Origin of the sequence: Robertkochia solimangrovi (assembly GCF_007279655.1) — a bacterium.
GTDB classification, from domain to species: domain Bacteria; phylum Bacteroidota; class Bacteroidia; order Flavobacteriales; family Flavobacteriaceae; genus Robertkochia; species Robertkochia solimangrovi.
The window spans coordinates 1-14,909 of record NZ_QKWN01000014.1 but is presented as its reverse complement, the minus strand read 5'-3'; the positions used below and the strand labels follow the sequence as shown (position 1 = coordinate 14,909).

Annotated in this window: 9 protein-coding genes and 1 rRNA gene; 6 read left to right on the top strand and 4 right to left on the bottom strand. The window is 41.0% G+C overall.

Annotation, left to right across the window (positions count from 1 at the left end; all coding sequences use genetic code 11):
• Positions 1–11 precede the first annotated feature (11 nt).
• On the bottom strand, positions 12–2,786 hold the full coding sequence (locus tag DMZ48_RS16870) for a DEAD/DEAH box helicase family protein (RefSeq protein ID WP_143956350.1): 2,775 nt from the start codon (positions 2,784–2,786) through the stop codon (positions 12–14).
• Positions 2,787–2,902: 116 nt separating this feature from the next.
• Positions 2,903–3,643, bottom strand: coding sequence for a TrmH family RNA methyltransferase (locus DMZ48_RS16865; protein ID WP_143956349.1), 741 nt, complete (start codon positions 3,641–3,643; stop codon positions 2,903–2,905).
• Positions 3,644–3,720: 77 nt separating this feature from the next.
• Between DMZ48_RS16865 and tamL the strand changes: the two genes are divergently transcribed.
• From tamL to accD, 3 genes are all read left to right on the top strand, one after another.
• A complete protein-coding gene (tamL, locus tag DMZ48_RS16860) occupies positions 3,721–6,228 on the top strand; it encodes a translocation and assembly module lipoprotein TamL (RefSeq protein ID WP_242009243.1) in 2,508 nt (835 codons plus the stop codon).
• A 69-nt stretch (positions 6,229–6,297) separates the two neighbouring features.
• Positions 6,298–7,365 carry a class II fructose-bisphosphate aldolase gene (fbaA, locus tag DMZ48_RS16855; protein WP_143956347.1) on the top strand — a complete coding sequence of 356 codons (1,068 nt, stop codon included), beginning with the start codon at positions 6,298–6,300 and terminating at the stop codon, positions 7,363–7,365.
• A gap of 54 nt (positions 7,366–7,419) precedes the next feature.
• The gene (accD, locus tag DMZ48_RS16850) at positions 7,420–8,277 is read left to right on the top strand and encodes an acetyl-CoA carboxylase, carboxyltransferase subunit beta (protein ID WP_143956346.1); all 858 of its coding nucleotides are present in this window, start codon (positions 7,420–7,422) and stop codon (positions 8,275–8,277) included.
• Positions 8,278–8,370: 93 nt separating this feature from the next.
• Here accD and DMZ48_RS16845 read toward each other — a convergent pair whose 3' ends face one another.
• Positions 8,371–9,216, bottom strand: coding sequence for a hypothetical protein (locus DMZ48_RS16845; RefSeq protein ID WP_143956345.1), 846 nt, complete (start codon positions 9,214–9,216; stop codon positions 8,371–8,373).
• Positions 9,217–9,356: 140 nt separating this feature from the next.
• On the opposite strand from DMZ48_RS16845, the gene rpsO reads away from it, so the two are divergent.
• The 3 genes from rpsO (at position 9,357) to DMZ48_RS16830 (ending at position 14,486) form a co-directional block, all read left to right on the top strand.
• Positions 9,357–9,626, top strand: coding sequence for a 30S ribosomal protein S15 (rpsO, locus tag DMZ48_RS16840; protein ID WP_143956344.1), 270 nt, complete (start codon positions 9,357–9,359; stop codon positions 9,624–9,626).
• Positions 9,627–9,852: 226 nt separating this feature from the next.
• Positions 9,853–12,102 carry a polyribonucleotide nucleotidyltransferase gene (locus tag DMZ48_RS16835; protein ID WP_143956343.1) on the top strand — a complete coding sequence of 750 codons (2,250 nt, stop codon included), beginning with the start codon at positions 9,853–9,855 and terminating at the stop codon, positions 12,100–12,102.
• Positions 12,103–12,323: 221 nt separating this feature from the next.
• Positions 12,324–14,486, top strand: coding sequence for an Ig-like domain-containing protein (locus DMZ48_RS16830; protein ID WP_143956342.1), 2,163 nt, complete (start codon positions 12,324–12,326; stop codon positions 14,484–14,486).
• 352 nt (positions 14,487–14,838) lie between these two features.
• On the opposite strand, the gene rrf is transcribed toward DMZ48_RS16830, so the two are convergent.
• Positions 14,839–14,909: ribosomal RNA gene (gene rrf / locus DMZ48_RS18945) — 5S ribosomal RNA — on the bottom strand; the annotation flags it as partial.

Sequence of the window (14,909 nt, the reverse complement as noted above, 5' to 3'; positions counted from 1 at the left end):
GGCTGCTAACATTACATTTTCCAGCTATTGATACGTTCCGTTCTATGCAGAAATTCGGATGATAATGCCTTGAATCGAGCTTTCAATAATATTTTACGCCCTTCAAGGTTTCTGGTATAGATAAGATTGCATCTACCGACATTTTTCACCCATTCTTTTCGGAATATTTCAGCTTTACGCTTGTGACTACCGATTGATTCCGGGACCGCATGAAAGTCTTCTTGCCCATACAATTCAAAAAAAGAACTTTTTCGAATGATGACATACCGAGGATTTCGAACACCGTCCAGAATCTCCTGCATCGCATCTACGAACAATGACTTCTCATAGGTAGTTCCCCCTTTCAGATTACAGAAGATCACACCATTGCCATCAGATTGTGTCACAACCTCCAATGAACTCGGGGGTGATGAAATAGCCCCTGTTTGCACAAGGGTTTCCTTCAACGCAATACCTATGGCATTAAAATCTCTGGAGATATCCCTATATTTTAAAAACATTATTAACGATTTTAATGTTGCCCTTCCAAAAAGCAATGTTGCAAAACCACCAGCAATCCAAAATAGTATGGAAAGCTCGAATTGAGAGCGCATCAATCCCGAAAACTTTCTGATCACCTGTAAAGCATCCGCAACAAAGGCAAACAATGCCGATCCGGTTGTCCATGCGACATATTTAATCGTCTTCCGAAAATAAAAGGAAGTAACCGCGCCATAGGACTCTTCATCTCGAAACGGCACTTTAATTTCTTCCACCATCCGCACACCGCCTTTCAATCCAATATCCCAGGATTTCGCCAGACGGGTTCGATCTCCGGCATTGGAAAGTGTCCTTTTATTCAAATCCGGAATAGCTTCCAAATCGATCCCTTCTGTAGTAATTCCCAACCTGCCAATTCCGTTCTCTATCCTGCAATTCCCATCATCCGACACTCCGGAAAAAGTTTTGAACCGTCTGTTTAGCATTTTAAAATCTTCTCCGCCATCTCGTTTTTCCGGATCCAAACAAACCAGATGCCAGATATTGCTTACTTTGTATGGCGCCTTCAAATCTGTACGAATGGCTCTTCCCCGCATCTGATTTGACATAACAAACGAACCTACCGTGCTTGCCATGATCAAAGAATTGATAGCAGGTGCATCCCATCCTTCACCCAGTAGTGATTTGGTTCCCACTAAAACTTCAATCTGACCTTGCTGAAAGATCTGTGTAACCAAATTTACCACGCTATGCCGTACTCCGTCATTCAAGGCCAGAACACAATACGAATTATCATACGGCAAGGGATCAAACGTTAAGGCATCGATACCATAAGACCTGGCTAAAAATTCAAATGATGCAATTGCAGACACAGGTAATATCACCAGAGACCCACAAAGCACCCCTAATTTAATAGCATTATGATGATCACGTCTTAGTTTTTCAAAGACTGGCACTACCCCCATCTTTTCTAAAGGCAGATCATTAACCGGAGCTTCACTCAAAAATTCGCTGCGGATATAATCGGTCAGAATCACCATTCTAAGATCCCGCCCCATGGAATCATATTCAAAGTTCGTGATCTCCGAAACACTTTCCAGCTTACTCCTGCTTCTACTGAGATAACCAACCAACTTTTCATCCACGCTGAACTTCACCCTGCGATGTTTCAGTATCCCGTGATGTTTCAGTTTACGCGACAGGGTTTCCCGGTGTTCGATCAGTACCGGGTCCTGCCTTTCATCGTGAAACAAATAAAAGACCAGCAATAGTTCCAACCACTCATCATTCAGCAATGGAATCTCTAAAGATTTATCTCCAATGACTTCCCTATGATACGCTGTTGGCGGAAAACCCTGATAGTTCATAAAGATCAATATTGCAGAATAGAACTCCAGATTGGTGTATATCCATTCCAGCTTCTCACCGGGTACAGCATATACAGGATGACTTTGAAGAGCGTTGATCAACTGGTCGTCAGAAAAAATTTCGTAACGCAGTTTTTGCATTCTATTGCGGTAAGAGTTGATCTTTTCCAATTCCGAGGAAGTAGGAAGAGAAAAGTATACATAATCCTGATGAGGACACAGATCTCCTTCTCCAACCAGTTCGGGAATGGTAATCTCGGCATCCACGGGACCGTTAAGTTCAATATAGCGCTCCCATTCCAACCCGGTCACATCATAAGGTGGTGTCGCTGTGAGTCCGACCACTATAGGATCGAGTTCGAGTTTAACCCTATCCAGCGTTTTCCACCATGCATTCTTCAGATGATGCGCCTCATCTACCACCAACACCTTTACCCCGGCTTTCTTTAAAGAAAGTATAACACTTTGTTCTTCTTCACCTTTTGCATCTTCTCCGTTTGACAGTACTTCATATTGTTCCTCCTCGTCGAAATCTGGTTCATTTTCTCCGGTGATTGCAGCGTGCAAAGCCTGATATGTGGATACGGTTAAAAAACCAGGATCCCTCACATCAACAGAGATCCAATCCGGACGTTCTTTACAACCCAGAAAAAGTTCGCAAAACCTGTTTATCCATTGATTTCTTATGGCAATAGTAGGCGCCAATATGAGAGTCGGCTTATTCAGTCGTAAGACTACTTCAAGTCCAAGTACCGTTTTACCGGATCCTGGTGGAGCTACTATATGCAGATGCTGATCATCTAAATGCGTATTCAATTCATCGAGCACCCGCTGCTGATATGACCTCCAGGGAAATTTAAAGGAAGTCCATTCCGGAAAAGAGAATGGGCTTGTGTGTTGCAGACAATTATTATTTGGTTCCGGGTTTGATTGGTTCATCGTCTTTGGCTATGAAGAGGTTACATATTCTGCCTGTCAATGTCATCAGTACGAATATAGAACACCTCTAAAGCCCAATATATAAAAATTTAATAAAGTAGGACAATTCCTTAATGCTATTTACCATTTATACTTCTGCGTCGGTATTCACTTAACAATATAGCTGTCGCTGTTGCTACGTTGAGACTTTCGGTCTCCTGTAGTTTTCCGAACCTTGGAATAGAGAGCGATCCTGAAGCGATCTTCATCATGGTTTCTGAAACTCCATTGGCCTCATTCCCCATAACAAGTAAAACATTCTCCTCCAGGTCAGCCCGGTATACATTCTCTCCTTCCATCCTGGTAACGACTACGGGGCGTCCATCATTTTTTACAAATTCCGGAAGATCAACATAGACTATATTCACTCTTGATAAAGAACCCATGGTTGACATCACCACCTTAGGGTTATACATATCAACAGTCTCCCGGCTACATACAAGATCATCAACACCAAACCAATCACACAATCTGATGATGGTCCCAAAATTACCGGGATCACGAACATCATCCAGCAAAAGACAAATGCCGTGAGGATCAACCTTGGCAGAAGGCCGCATTTTAAATACCGCCAGAACTTTATTAGGTGTTTTCAAACCACTGATCTGAGAGAGCTGCGCCTCGGACACCTTCGTTGAAAATGCTTCGGAAACCCCAAGAATACCCGGAGTGGTCGTGTATAACTTCTGCAATTCAAAATCCGAATCCAGCAATTCCCGGATCACCTTTTCACCTTCTGCAATAAAGCATTGATTTAAAATCCGGTATTTTTTTTGATGCAGACTTTTTATAAATTTTATTTCACTTTTTCCAACCATACAAATAGTGTATTTTTGACCATATTTAAAATTTAACAATCCGGTTGAAGTATTATCATTTAACTATATCGGTCCTATTGATTGCTCTGCTTCTTGCCTCCTGTAATCCTGTAAAAAGGGTTAAAGAAGATGAGCTGTTACTTCGCAAAAATACCATATTATTAAATGAAAATCGGGTTAATGACGCGGTTGTTGAAGGTATTCTTATACAACGCCCCAACAGCAAAACAAGATTATACATTTACAATCTTGCCAAGAAAAATTCAGATTCCTTTTATGACGCCCGGCTTCAGGAACAGTTAGAACATATAAATTTTCTGGAAAGGACAATCTCTGAAAAGCAGCTGGCTCAGATTGCTGATTATAAAAAAGGGTTTGCAAACTGGCTCAGAACGACAGGGGAAGCACCGGTGATCATCGACCCGAAGAAAGCTGAAAAAACCGCGGGTCAGTTACAACGATATTATGACAATCAGGGATATTTCAACAACGAAGTAACCTATGAGGTCGACACAGCAGGTTTTAAAGAAAGGCGGGCCGGACTCGTCTATAAAATAAATTCAGGCAGACCCTATTTTCTTGATTCGATCTCAAGAGACATCTCTTCCGCCGAACTCGATTCCATCTATATGAGATTTCAGCGAAGGTCCAGAATTCGCAAGGGACAACGATTTGACCTCGATAATTTCAATGCGGAACGCGAACGACTGAACAATCTTTTTATCAATCACGGTGTTTATAAGTTTCAACCTTCTTCAATCACCTTCGACATCAAAGCGGACACTATCCCAGAAAATGATGATTTCTTCATGCCCGTACAACTCAACGTTACGAACATGGTACAGCGGGAAGGTGATTCCGTCAATGAAATCCCCTATCGGGTACATCAAATCAATGATGTAAACATTTATGCAGATTTCAAATTCAGCGATGGCACAGAAGAACTGGACAGTATTCATCATGACGGCTATATCATCTGGTACAAGGACTATCTCAAATACAAACCAAAAGCACTCACGAATGCAGTAGCCATCAACCCGGGAGACATCTACAAAGACAATGACCGATCACTGACTACAAAACAGCTCAACAACCTGATGACGTTCAAATATCCGAACATCACCTATCAGTATGCTGACAGTACCGATGCCCTGCTTAATACCAATATTTACCTGACCGCAAGACCGCGATTCTCCCTCGGTTTCAATGCAGATGTATCCCATTCAAATATTCAGGATATCGGAATGTCTTTTAGCACATCGCTGGTCAGCAGAAATGTTTTCAGAGGAGCAGAAACCCTCGAACTGGCATTGAGAGGAACTATTGGATCTTCATCAGAACTCAATAAAACAAGTACAGCATTCTTTAATATCGCTGAATTCGGTGGTGATCTGCGATTGAATTTCCCCAGGATCGTCGCTCCGATCAATACGAACCGTTTCATTCCAAAATCGATGTCCCCGTCAACAAGAATGTCTGTGGGTACAATTTTTCAGAAAAACATCGGACTTGATAAGCAAAGTCTCAACGGGAACTATCGTTACAGCTGGAGTCCGACCAACTGGAGAAAGAACATCTTCGATCTTTTTAATATTGAATACATCCGAAATCTGAATCCTGAAAGGTATTATGATGTTTACGGTAACAGCTACAGCGATCTTAACGGAATTGCAGATGATAACAGAAACGAGATCAATCCCGATTATTTTGATGAAAACGGTAATCTGATTATCCCGGAAGGTACTTCCGGATTCACGAATGACGCTTTGAATAATACTATAGATCTTACCAATGATGAACTGGAAGAAGTAAACCGTATTGAAGAGCGCAGAAAACGACTTACGGCCAACAACCTGATCTTCTCTGCCAGTTTCACCTGGTCAAAAAATAATCGAAGAGGATTTCAGGACAACAACTTTTATTCGATCCGAACAAAACTGGAATTGGCCGGCAACACCTTGCAGGCGCTCGCAGGCATAATCAATTTCGATAAGAATGAAGACGGCAAGAATCTTGTATTTGGAGTACAGTACTCTCAGTATGTTAAAACAGAGTTCGATTATATAAAGTACTGGCAGGTATCACGGAACAATGTACTGGCATTCCGTACGTTCTTCGGAATAGCCATCCCCTATGGAAACTCGAATAACATACCATTCCTGCGCAGTTATTTCGGAGGTGGATCTAATGACAACAGGGCTTGGGAAGCCTACTCCCTGGGACCTGGATCTACGAATAATCTGAATGATTTCAATGAAGCCAACTTAAAGATCGCCATGAACCTGGAGTATCGGTTTCCTTTGATCGGAGACCTTAAGGGAGCTCTTTTTGCTGATGCCGGAAATATCTGGAATGTGCTTGACGACATCACACTGGAAGAGGCTAAATTCGACAGTTTAAATTCACTTGCAGACATCGCATTGGGAACAGGAGTCGGATTCCGCTACGATTTCAATTTCTTTGTTTTCAGATTTGACATTGGATTTAAAACCTACAACCCGGCATACGATTGGAACAAACGTTGGTTCAATGATTACAATTTTGGAAACGCAGTCTACAATATTGGTATCAATTATCCTTTTTAAGCCGTCTAAATTTATTATTTTTGCAGCTAACAATGTTCATACAGAGAATAACTTAGAAATAAAAATTATATGAGTCACAACATCAAAGCAGGTGTCGCCACTGGTGACGAAGTTCAAGCTATATTTGAACACGCAAAAGCCAATGGATATGCACTTCCGGCAGTTAATACCATCGGTACAAACAGCATTAACGGAGTACTTGAAACTGCAGCTGCATTAAACGCTCCTGTAATCATCCAGTTTTCGAACGGTGGCGCCCAGTTCATCGCTGGTAAAGGACTTTCCAATGAAAATCAAAGAGCTGCTGTTGCAGGTAGCGTGGCTGGCGCTAAGCACGTTCACACGCTTGCAGAACAATACGGAGCTACTGTGATTCTTCACACCGACCACTGCGCTAAAAAACTTTTACCATGGATCGACGGTCTTCTTGACGCGAGTGAAGAGCACTTCGAAAAAACCGGAAAACCATTATTCAGTTCACACATGATCGACCTTTCTGAAGAGCCGATCGAAGAAAATATCGAGATCTGTAAGCAATACCTTGCCAGAATGGATAAAATGGGTATGACCCTTGAAATCGAACTCGGTATCACAGGAGGTGAAGAAGACGGTGTTGACAACTCAGATGTAGATGATTCCAAACTTTATACACAACCTGAGGAAGTTGCTTATGCATACGAAGAACTTTTAAAAGTTAGTCCTCGATTTACTATCGCTGCTGCTTTCGGTAACGTACATGGTGTATATAAGCCTGGAAACGTAAAATTAACTCCGAAGATCCTTAAAAATTCTCAAGAGTATATTTCAGAAAAATACAATGTACCACACAACACGATCAATTTTGTATTCCACGGAGGATCAGGTTCTACCGTAGAAGAAATCAGAGAAGCGATCGGATACGGTGTTATTAAAATGAATATCGATACCGATCTTCAGTATGCTTATCTTGAAGGAATTCGTGATTATATGGCAGACAAGAAAGATTATCTTCAAGGACAGATCGGTAACCCGGAAGGTGAGGATTCTCCGAACAAGAAATATTATGATCCAAGAGTATGGTTAAGAGAAGGTGAAAAAACTTTCATTACCAGACTTAAAAAGGCTTTCGAAGACCTTAACAATGTAAACACCCTCTAATAAATAATCCGCCGGAACCTTTGGTTCCGGCGTCATTTAATAAATCCTACATAAATGGCTTGGTTTAAAAGAAAAGAAAAAGGGATTCAAACCGCTACAGAAGAAAAAAAGGACACCCCCAAGGGATTATGGTATAAATCTCCTACAGGAAAGATTGTAGAGGCAGACGAACTTGCCAAAAATCACTACGTAAGTCCGGAAGATGATTACCACGTAAGAATCGGTAGTAAAGAATATTTTTCAATTTTATTTGACAACAATAAGTTCAAAGAACTGGATCCTGACCTGGAGTCAAAGGATCCATTGCATTTTGTTGATACAAAAAAATATGTCGACCGACTCAAACAAGCTCAGGAGAAAACCAAATTAAAGGATGCTGTACGTACTGCAGTAGGTAAATCCAAAGGCAAGGACCTCGTTATCGCATGTATGGACTTCGCTTTTATCGGAGGTTCCATGGGAAGTGTGGTAGGTGAGAAAATTGCCAGAGCCATTAATTATTCCATTGAAAATAAGGTTCCATTCCTAATGATCTCCAAATCAGGAGGAGCTCGTATGATGGAAGCTGCACTATCGCTTATGCAGCTGGCAAAAACTTCTGCCAAGCTGGCTCAGCTTTCAGAGATCGGTATACCCTACATCTCATTATGTACCGACCCAACTACCGGAGGAACTACTGCATCCTATGCGATGCTGGGTGATATCAATATCGCCGAACCCGGAGCTCTTATCGGTTTCGCAGGTCCGCGTGTTGTAAAAGAAGCAACCGGTAAAGATCTGCCGGATAATTTCCAGACTTCAGAATTTCTTCTTGAACACGGATTTCTGGATTTTATTTCCCACAGAAAAGAATTAAAGAATAAAGTGAATCTTTATATAGACCTGATCCAGAATCAGACAGTTCGAGCTTAGGTTCTAATTCACTAACGATAAAGAAACTGCATAAAAAAACGATTCCGGTTCAGCCGGAATCGTTTTTTTTATACCATTGATTACGTCTTTAAACTAGCGGCTTAATTCCACATTTTTCGTTAAACCTGAAGGCAGGATGATCGTTGCCTTGCTATCGCAATATCCATCTCCAAAATCGAGTGCTGCCGAATAATCCTCATTCGAAATTACCAAAATTCCGGAAATGATATAACGACATGACAGGTCCCTGATAAGCGGGGTTTCAGTACTAAAAGTATAAGTGATCGCCTCTTCATTTTTAAAGTTGCGCGTACCGGTAACAGAGAAGACATTATCTTCCCAGTTATAACTCTCATATCCTTCTTCCCAAACACGGGTCACCGTACCGGTAGATTCGTAATAATTTTCTTCCGGCCAGGTCATCTTGATATTGGTCTCCACATCTGCCTGCGGTTTCCCATCTGCATTTTCGGTAACATATACCAGATTCTTCGAGCCGATAACCGTCACCCCATTGACGGCAAAATCTTCAAAAACAACCAAACCGGTAATTTCAGAATAAGATTCATCAACCACATATTCCATCAAAAGTTTACCAGAAATAACATCACCGGAATAAATGGTACACCCTTCCCCGAAATCAACGATACGAGCTACACCATCACTGGTAAATTCTGTGGTAAAACTAACACATTCGGGTACATATCCCTTACCGGATACTTCATTGGGTTTAGAAGCCAAAACTTCCTGAACGACTATGATCTCGATCAGATCATCTATTTGAAGAGAGATTTCATCAGCCTGCATACGACCGGTCACGGCTTCACTTTTGAAATCCGCCGATTCCTCCTCGGGTGCCGGATTATCTTTTTCACACGACAGGAAAATAACTGAAGACAACAGTAATCCTGTCATGAACTTAGTGGGGCTACTTATCATAACATTTTACTTTGAGGTTAAATTTATACTAAGATAGATTAATATTTAGAAAAAACGTAAATCGACACAAAATATTGTTATCTTTGCGGCCGTGATAGAAAGTCTATCCAGTACATAAAAATCATTTAAACAATATTGGCATGTATTTGACTAAAGAAGTAAAAGCCGAGATTTTCAAGAAACATGGTGGTAGCGAAGGCAACACCGGTTCTGCAGAAGGACAGATCGCTCTGTTCACTCACAGAATTAACCATTTAACTGAGCACCTGAAAAGAAATCGTAAAGATTTCAACACAGAGCGTTCATTGGTGAAACTGGTAGGTAAAAGAAGAAGTCTTCTTGATTATCTTAAGAAAAAGGATATTGAAAGATATCGTGCGATCCTTAAAGAACTAGGATTAAGAAAATAAAGAACACAGGGGGCATTTCGCCCCCTTTTCTTATATTCCTATCGAGGATATCACGTAAGATCCCGCCTTTTTTCATAGCTTTCGACTAATTAGTTTAAAAAGCTCTCATCAACAGTTTTTCATTGGGTAACACAACAACAACTACAACAACACAACAACAGCTGCCCTATGTTGCAGCGACCCATTGTTTAACATGCCCACACCGGTGGGTTAATTGAAAAACTTTATGATTCCAGAAGTAAAAAAAGAAATTATTGATTTAGGAGATGGTAGAACCATTTCCATTGAAACAGGTAAATTGGCCAAGCAGGCTGATGGTTCTGTTGTCGTACAAATGGGTGACGCCATGTTACTGGCAACCGTAGTTTCGGCAAGGACATCCAATCCGGATATCGACTTCCTTCCCCTAACTGTGGATTACAGAGAAAAATTCGCTGCTGCCGGACGTTTTCCGGGAGGATTCTTTAAAAGAGAAGCAAGACCAAGTGACCAGGAAGTATTGACCATGCGTTTGGTTGACCGCGTTCTTCGTCCTCTTTTCCCTAAAGATTATCATGCAGAAACTCAGGTGATGATTCAGTTGATGTCTCATGATGACGAAGTAATGCCGGATGCGCTTGCAGGGCTGGCAGCTTCAGCTTGTATTCAGCTATCCGATATTCCCTTTGAATATCCGATTTCAGAAGCTAGAGTAGCACGTATCAACGGTGAATTCGTCATCAACCCAAGCAGAACTCAACTCGATGAAGCAGACATGGATATCATGGTTGGAGCATCTGAAGATTCTGTTGCCATGGTGGAAGGAGAAATGAAAGAAGTATCTGAAAAGGAAATGGCAGACGCTATTCGTTTCGCTCACGAAGCGATCAAAGTTCAGATCGAAGCTCAGAAAAGACTCGTTGCTCAGGTAGGCAAAAAAGAAACCCGTGAATACGAGCCTGAAAAGGAAAATGCAGAAATGCAGGAGAAGATTCAGGCATATGCATACGATAAATGTTATGCGATCGCTAAAGAAGACACCTCCAAACAAGAACGCGGTGAAAAATTCGCAGCAGTTATGGAAGAATGCCAGGCTCTTTTCTCAGAAGAGGAACTGGAAGAAAACGGTGATCTTGTCGGAAAATATTTCAGTAAATCTCAGAAAGAAGCGGTTAGAAATCTTATCCTGGATTCTAACATCCGTCTTGACGGAAGAACTACTTCTGAGATACGTCCGATCTGGTGTGAAGTAGATTATTTACCATCTACGCACGGATCTTCGATCTTCACACGTGGAGAAACTCAGGCATTGGCAACAGTTACCCTGGGAACATCAAAACAGGCGAATGTTATCGACCTTCCAACGGAACAAGGAGAAGAGAAATTCTACCTGCATTATAACTTCCCTCCATTCTCAACTGGTGAGGCTCGTCCATTAAGAGGAACCTCCCGTAGAGAAGTAGGACATGGTAACCTCGCACAACGTGCATTGAAAGGAATGATTCCTGCAGACTGCCCATATACGGTGCGTGTAGTATCTGAAGTTCTTGAATCGAATGGTTCATCTTCGATGGCTACTGTTTGTGCCGGTACTATGGCATTGATGGATGCAGGGGTACAACTTACACGTCCGGTTTCCGGTATCGCTATGGGACTTATCACCGATGGTGAAAAGTATGCGGTACTTTCGGATATTCTTGGAGACGAAGATCACTTAGGTGATATGGACTTTAAGGTTACCGGTACTGAAGCTGGTATTACCGCTTGTCAAATGGATATCAAGATCAAAGGACTTTCATATGAAATTCTGGAGAAAGCACTTGACCAGGCAAGAGATGGTCGTATGCACATTTTAGGAAAAATTACGGATACAATCTCTACTGCTAAGGAGAACGTTAAAGCACACGCTCCTAAGATCATCAAAACAAGTATTCCTTCTGACTTCATCGGAGCCCTTATCGGACCTGGTGGAAAAGTTATTCAGGAGCTTCAGAAAGAAACCAACACAGAGATTGTTATCGAAGAGGTTGACAACAAAGGTATCGTTGAAATTCTAGGAACCGATCAAAGCGGAATCGACAAGGTTCTGGCTAAGATCGCAGCAATCACATTCAAACCAGAAGTTGGAGAGACTTATAAGGTAAAAGTGATCAAGGTTCTTGAATTTGGTGCCGTAGTAGAATATATGAATGCTCCGGGTAATGAAGTACTTCTTCATATCTCAGAACTTGCATGGGATCGTACAGATAATGTAACCGATGTTGTAAATATCGGTGATGAATTCGAAGTTAAATACTTCGGAATCGATCCTAAGACCCGTAAAGATAAGGTATCGCGTAAAGCGTTACTGCCAAAGCCGGAAGGTTATAAGGAGCGTCCACCTAGAAACTCAGGAGGTCGTGACAATAACAATCGTGGCAGAGATAACCGAGGTAGAGACAACCGAGGTGGCGACAGAGATCGCGGAGACAGAAAGCCAAGACAGAACAGAGACTAAACTGTAATCGTCTTACTAAATAATAAGCCCGGCAAAATGCCGGGCTTTTTTATTGTCATAATATTAACTGATAGTTTTATCCACAATAAGCGCTCCAACCAATATATTTCTGATTTTAAGGATATTCAGCTACAAAATGTAGCATATTTATTGTTAAATATATTTTTTCCCTCTATTTTATTTTGTTTATTTCACTTTTATTAACCTATTCTACTATAAAAATGCCTAAAAACTACTTAAAAGTCGTGATTTTAAGCTGTCTGCTTATTGCATGCTCAAAAGATACAGCAGAAGCCCCTGATGTCACTCCACCGGAAATAAGTTTCACTATTGATGGAATAAGTGAAGAGCCGGACGAAATTGCAATTGTAAGTTCAAAGATCGATATCTCGATCGATGCTAAAGATGAAAAAGGTATCAGTAAAATCGAAGCCTTTATTAATGGAGATCTGGTAGGAGAAGACAACACTGCACCCTATAGCATTTCTGTTGATCTATCCTCTTACGCTTATAAGACTGCCAAAAAAGTGGAACGCAAAACACTCTACACGCTTACGGTAACAGCAACCGATAATTCGGGAAATACCTCTTCACAGGAAACGCAAATCATTGTTGACAATGAACTTCCTGTAATTTCGGAAGTAAGTATTACAAACGATACGATCATCGCGGGAAATGGGAATCTTCTCTCCTTTAAAGCGACTGACAATGACGGTATCAGTATCCTTGAACTTACGATCAATGATATACTTGCCGAGACAACACTTATCGATGGTGTTTATACATACAACCTGAATACCCTGGAACTTCAGGACGGACAAAATTCATTTATGATAAAGGCATTCGACGGTGCAGGAAATTCAACAGAATATAAAGCAAATTTTATAGTTGACAATACTGCCCCCAAAATAACTCTGAACGGAATTTCAAATGGAGAGCTCCTCGATGGCTTACGAAACCTAACTCCTACTATGGAGGACACCTATTCATCATTGGATTCCATCACACTCATGATAAATGATAGTATTTTAATAAAGAGCAAATACACCTCCGGAATTGAAATTGAAATCGATCCTGAGGATTTCAAGACGGGTGAAACGATCGTTACTGTAATTGGATCAGATAATCTGGGGAATAAAGACACATTAACCGTTTCTACAGAAATAAAAAGACTACTCTTTACCATGAACATTCCGGAAGGATTTTTAAGATCATCCTGGACATCCTTTTGGGTCATACTTTCTGAAATGGATGGTTCCTCTATTATGAACCGCACCTTGGAATTAGGTGATAAAACCGTTAAGATCCATGCGCCTGATGAATTTGAAAAAGACCATAAATACATGGTGACATTTCTATCTGAATCCAATAACGGGTACACCATGGCGAGCAACATTCAGTACCTGGATCGCAATAACTTCAGTGAAATGAATTTTAGACTTGCACCCAATGTCACGATCAACAAATCGACTACCTTCGGCGTGGAAGGATTTTCAACCACAGCGCCAGACATAGAATATTTCAGTGGAAATGGAAATGGATACTACCTGTACCATGATTCTAATTCAAATCCTCCTTACGGTCTGATACATGAATCTACCTTAAGCCCGGGTTATGAAGAGTATTATGCTTATTCAACCAATCTGGACATCGCACCATACGCCTATAAAATACTACCGTCAACGGTTGACCAAAATTACACAATAAACAAATCGGAATTTATCACCGATGGAGTAGAGACAAAAGATTTCACGATCTCCAATGACCCTCTTCTCAACAATAGAATACTTGAGATCCATGGATACACCAGTGCAGCAAATTACGAAGACGGTAGATACCACCAAATCTACTTCTCAGGACTTGAGAGAGTCTTTGGTGAGAAATATCAGTATCAATTGAACACAAACTTTGAGCAATACAACCATTTTATACTTTTAGGAGATTATTACACACAACGGGAAGGGCCTCCTTTGAGTAACTATACAATGAAGGATTGGACGGTATCATACTCGGAAAACGGCACAGATATATCATTGAACCTTACCGGAACAGAGCACCACACCGGTCGTGCATTGATACGCAGATTTAACAGTGGAGATTATGACATGACCATAATCTTTCCAACTCAGGAACTCAGTGAATTACATTTCCCTAACCTGCCTGAAGAATTAAGCCATCTTCCATTATACCAGGACTATATAGCTGGTGCTACAGACGTAGAGGTTATGACGGTCTCTTCCTATGAAATCCTGCCCACTTACAATGATTACATAGAACAAGTAGTTTCAAATCAAAAAGAAGACAAGGAGATTTCGGGTACATTAGAAGCTAAGTTAAGTACTCCTGATAATTATTATAACTTCTATAATTTCTTCAATTTCTAAGTACAAATAACCCAGCAGTACCAACAATACTAAATGCCATACAATTACACTGTATGGCATTTTATTTTTAATGACACAGAACAATAAGCTCATTACATCTTAGTTGAATACAGTAAATAGTGAAGCAGATAACTGTTACTTGTGACGTTGTGACTTGTAACGGTTTTACATAGTTAAGTACTGAAGCAGTAATGCAGTGAAGCAGTGATCCGTCTTCTGTCTTGTGTTACGATGTTACTTGTTACGATGTTACTTGTTACGTTGTAATGTGTCACCTTGTAACGTGTAACATTTCGCGTGCTAGCGCTATACAAACAAAAAACCCTCATCAATAACTGATGAGGGTTTTCAAAGAAGGCAGTGACCTACTCTCCCACTTTCGTAGTACCATCGGCGCTGACGGGCTTAACTGCTCTGTTCGGA

What these genes read in the sequence shown, in the direction of transcription:
- DMZ48_RS16870 (WP_143956350.1), bottom strand. Translation starts at nt 2,786, where the DNA reads ATGAACCAATCAAACCCGGAACCAAATAATAATTGTCTGCAACACACA.
- DMZ48_RS16865 (WP_143956349.1), bottom strand. Translation starts at nt 3,643, where the DNA reads ATGGTTGGAAAAAGTGAAATAAAATTTATAAAAAGTCTGCATCAAAAA.
- fbaA (WP_143956347.1), top strand. Translation starts at nt 6,298, where the DNA reads ATGAGTCACAACATCAAAGCAGGTGTCGCCACTGGTGACGAAGTTCAA.
- accD (WP_143956346.1), top strand. Translation starts at nt 7,420, where the DNA reads ATGGCTTGGTTTAAAAGAAAAGAAAAAGGGATTCAAACCGCTACAGAA.
- DMZ48_RS16845 (WP_143956345.1), bottom strand. Translation starts at nt 9,216, where the DNA reads ATGATAAGTAGCCCCACTAAGTTCATGACAGGATTACTGTTGTCTTCA.
- rpsO (WP_143956344.1), top strand. Translation starts at nt 9,357, where the DNA reads ATGTATTTGACTAAAGAAGTAAAAGCCGAGATTTTCAAGAAACATGGT.
- DMZ48_RS16835 (WP_143956343.1), top strand. Translation starts at nt 9,853, where the DNA reads ATGATTCCAGAAGTAAAAAAAGAAATTATTGATTTAGGAGATGGTAGA.
- DMZ48_RS16830 (WP_143956342.1), top strand. Translation starts at nt 12,324, where the DNA reads ATGCCTAAAAACTACTTAAAAGTCGTGATTTTAAGCTGTCTGCTTATT.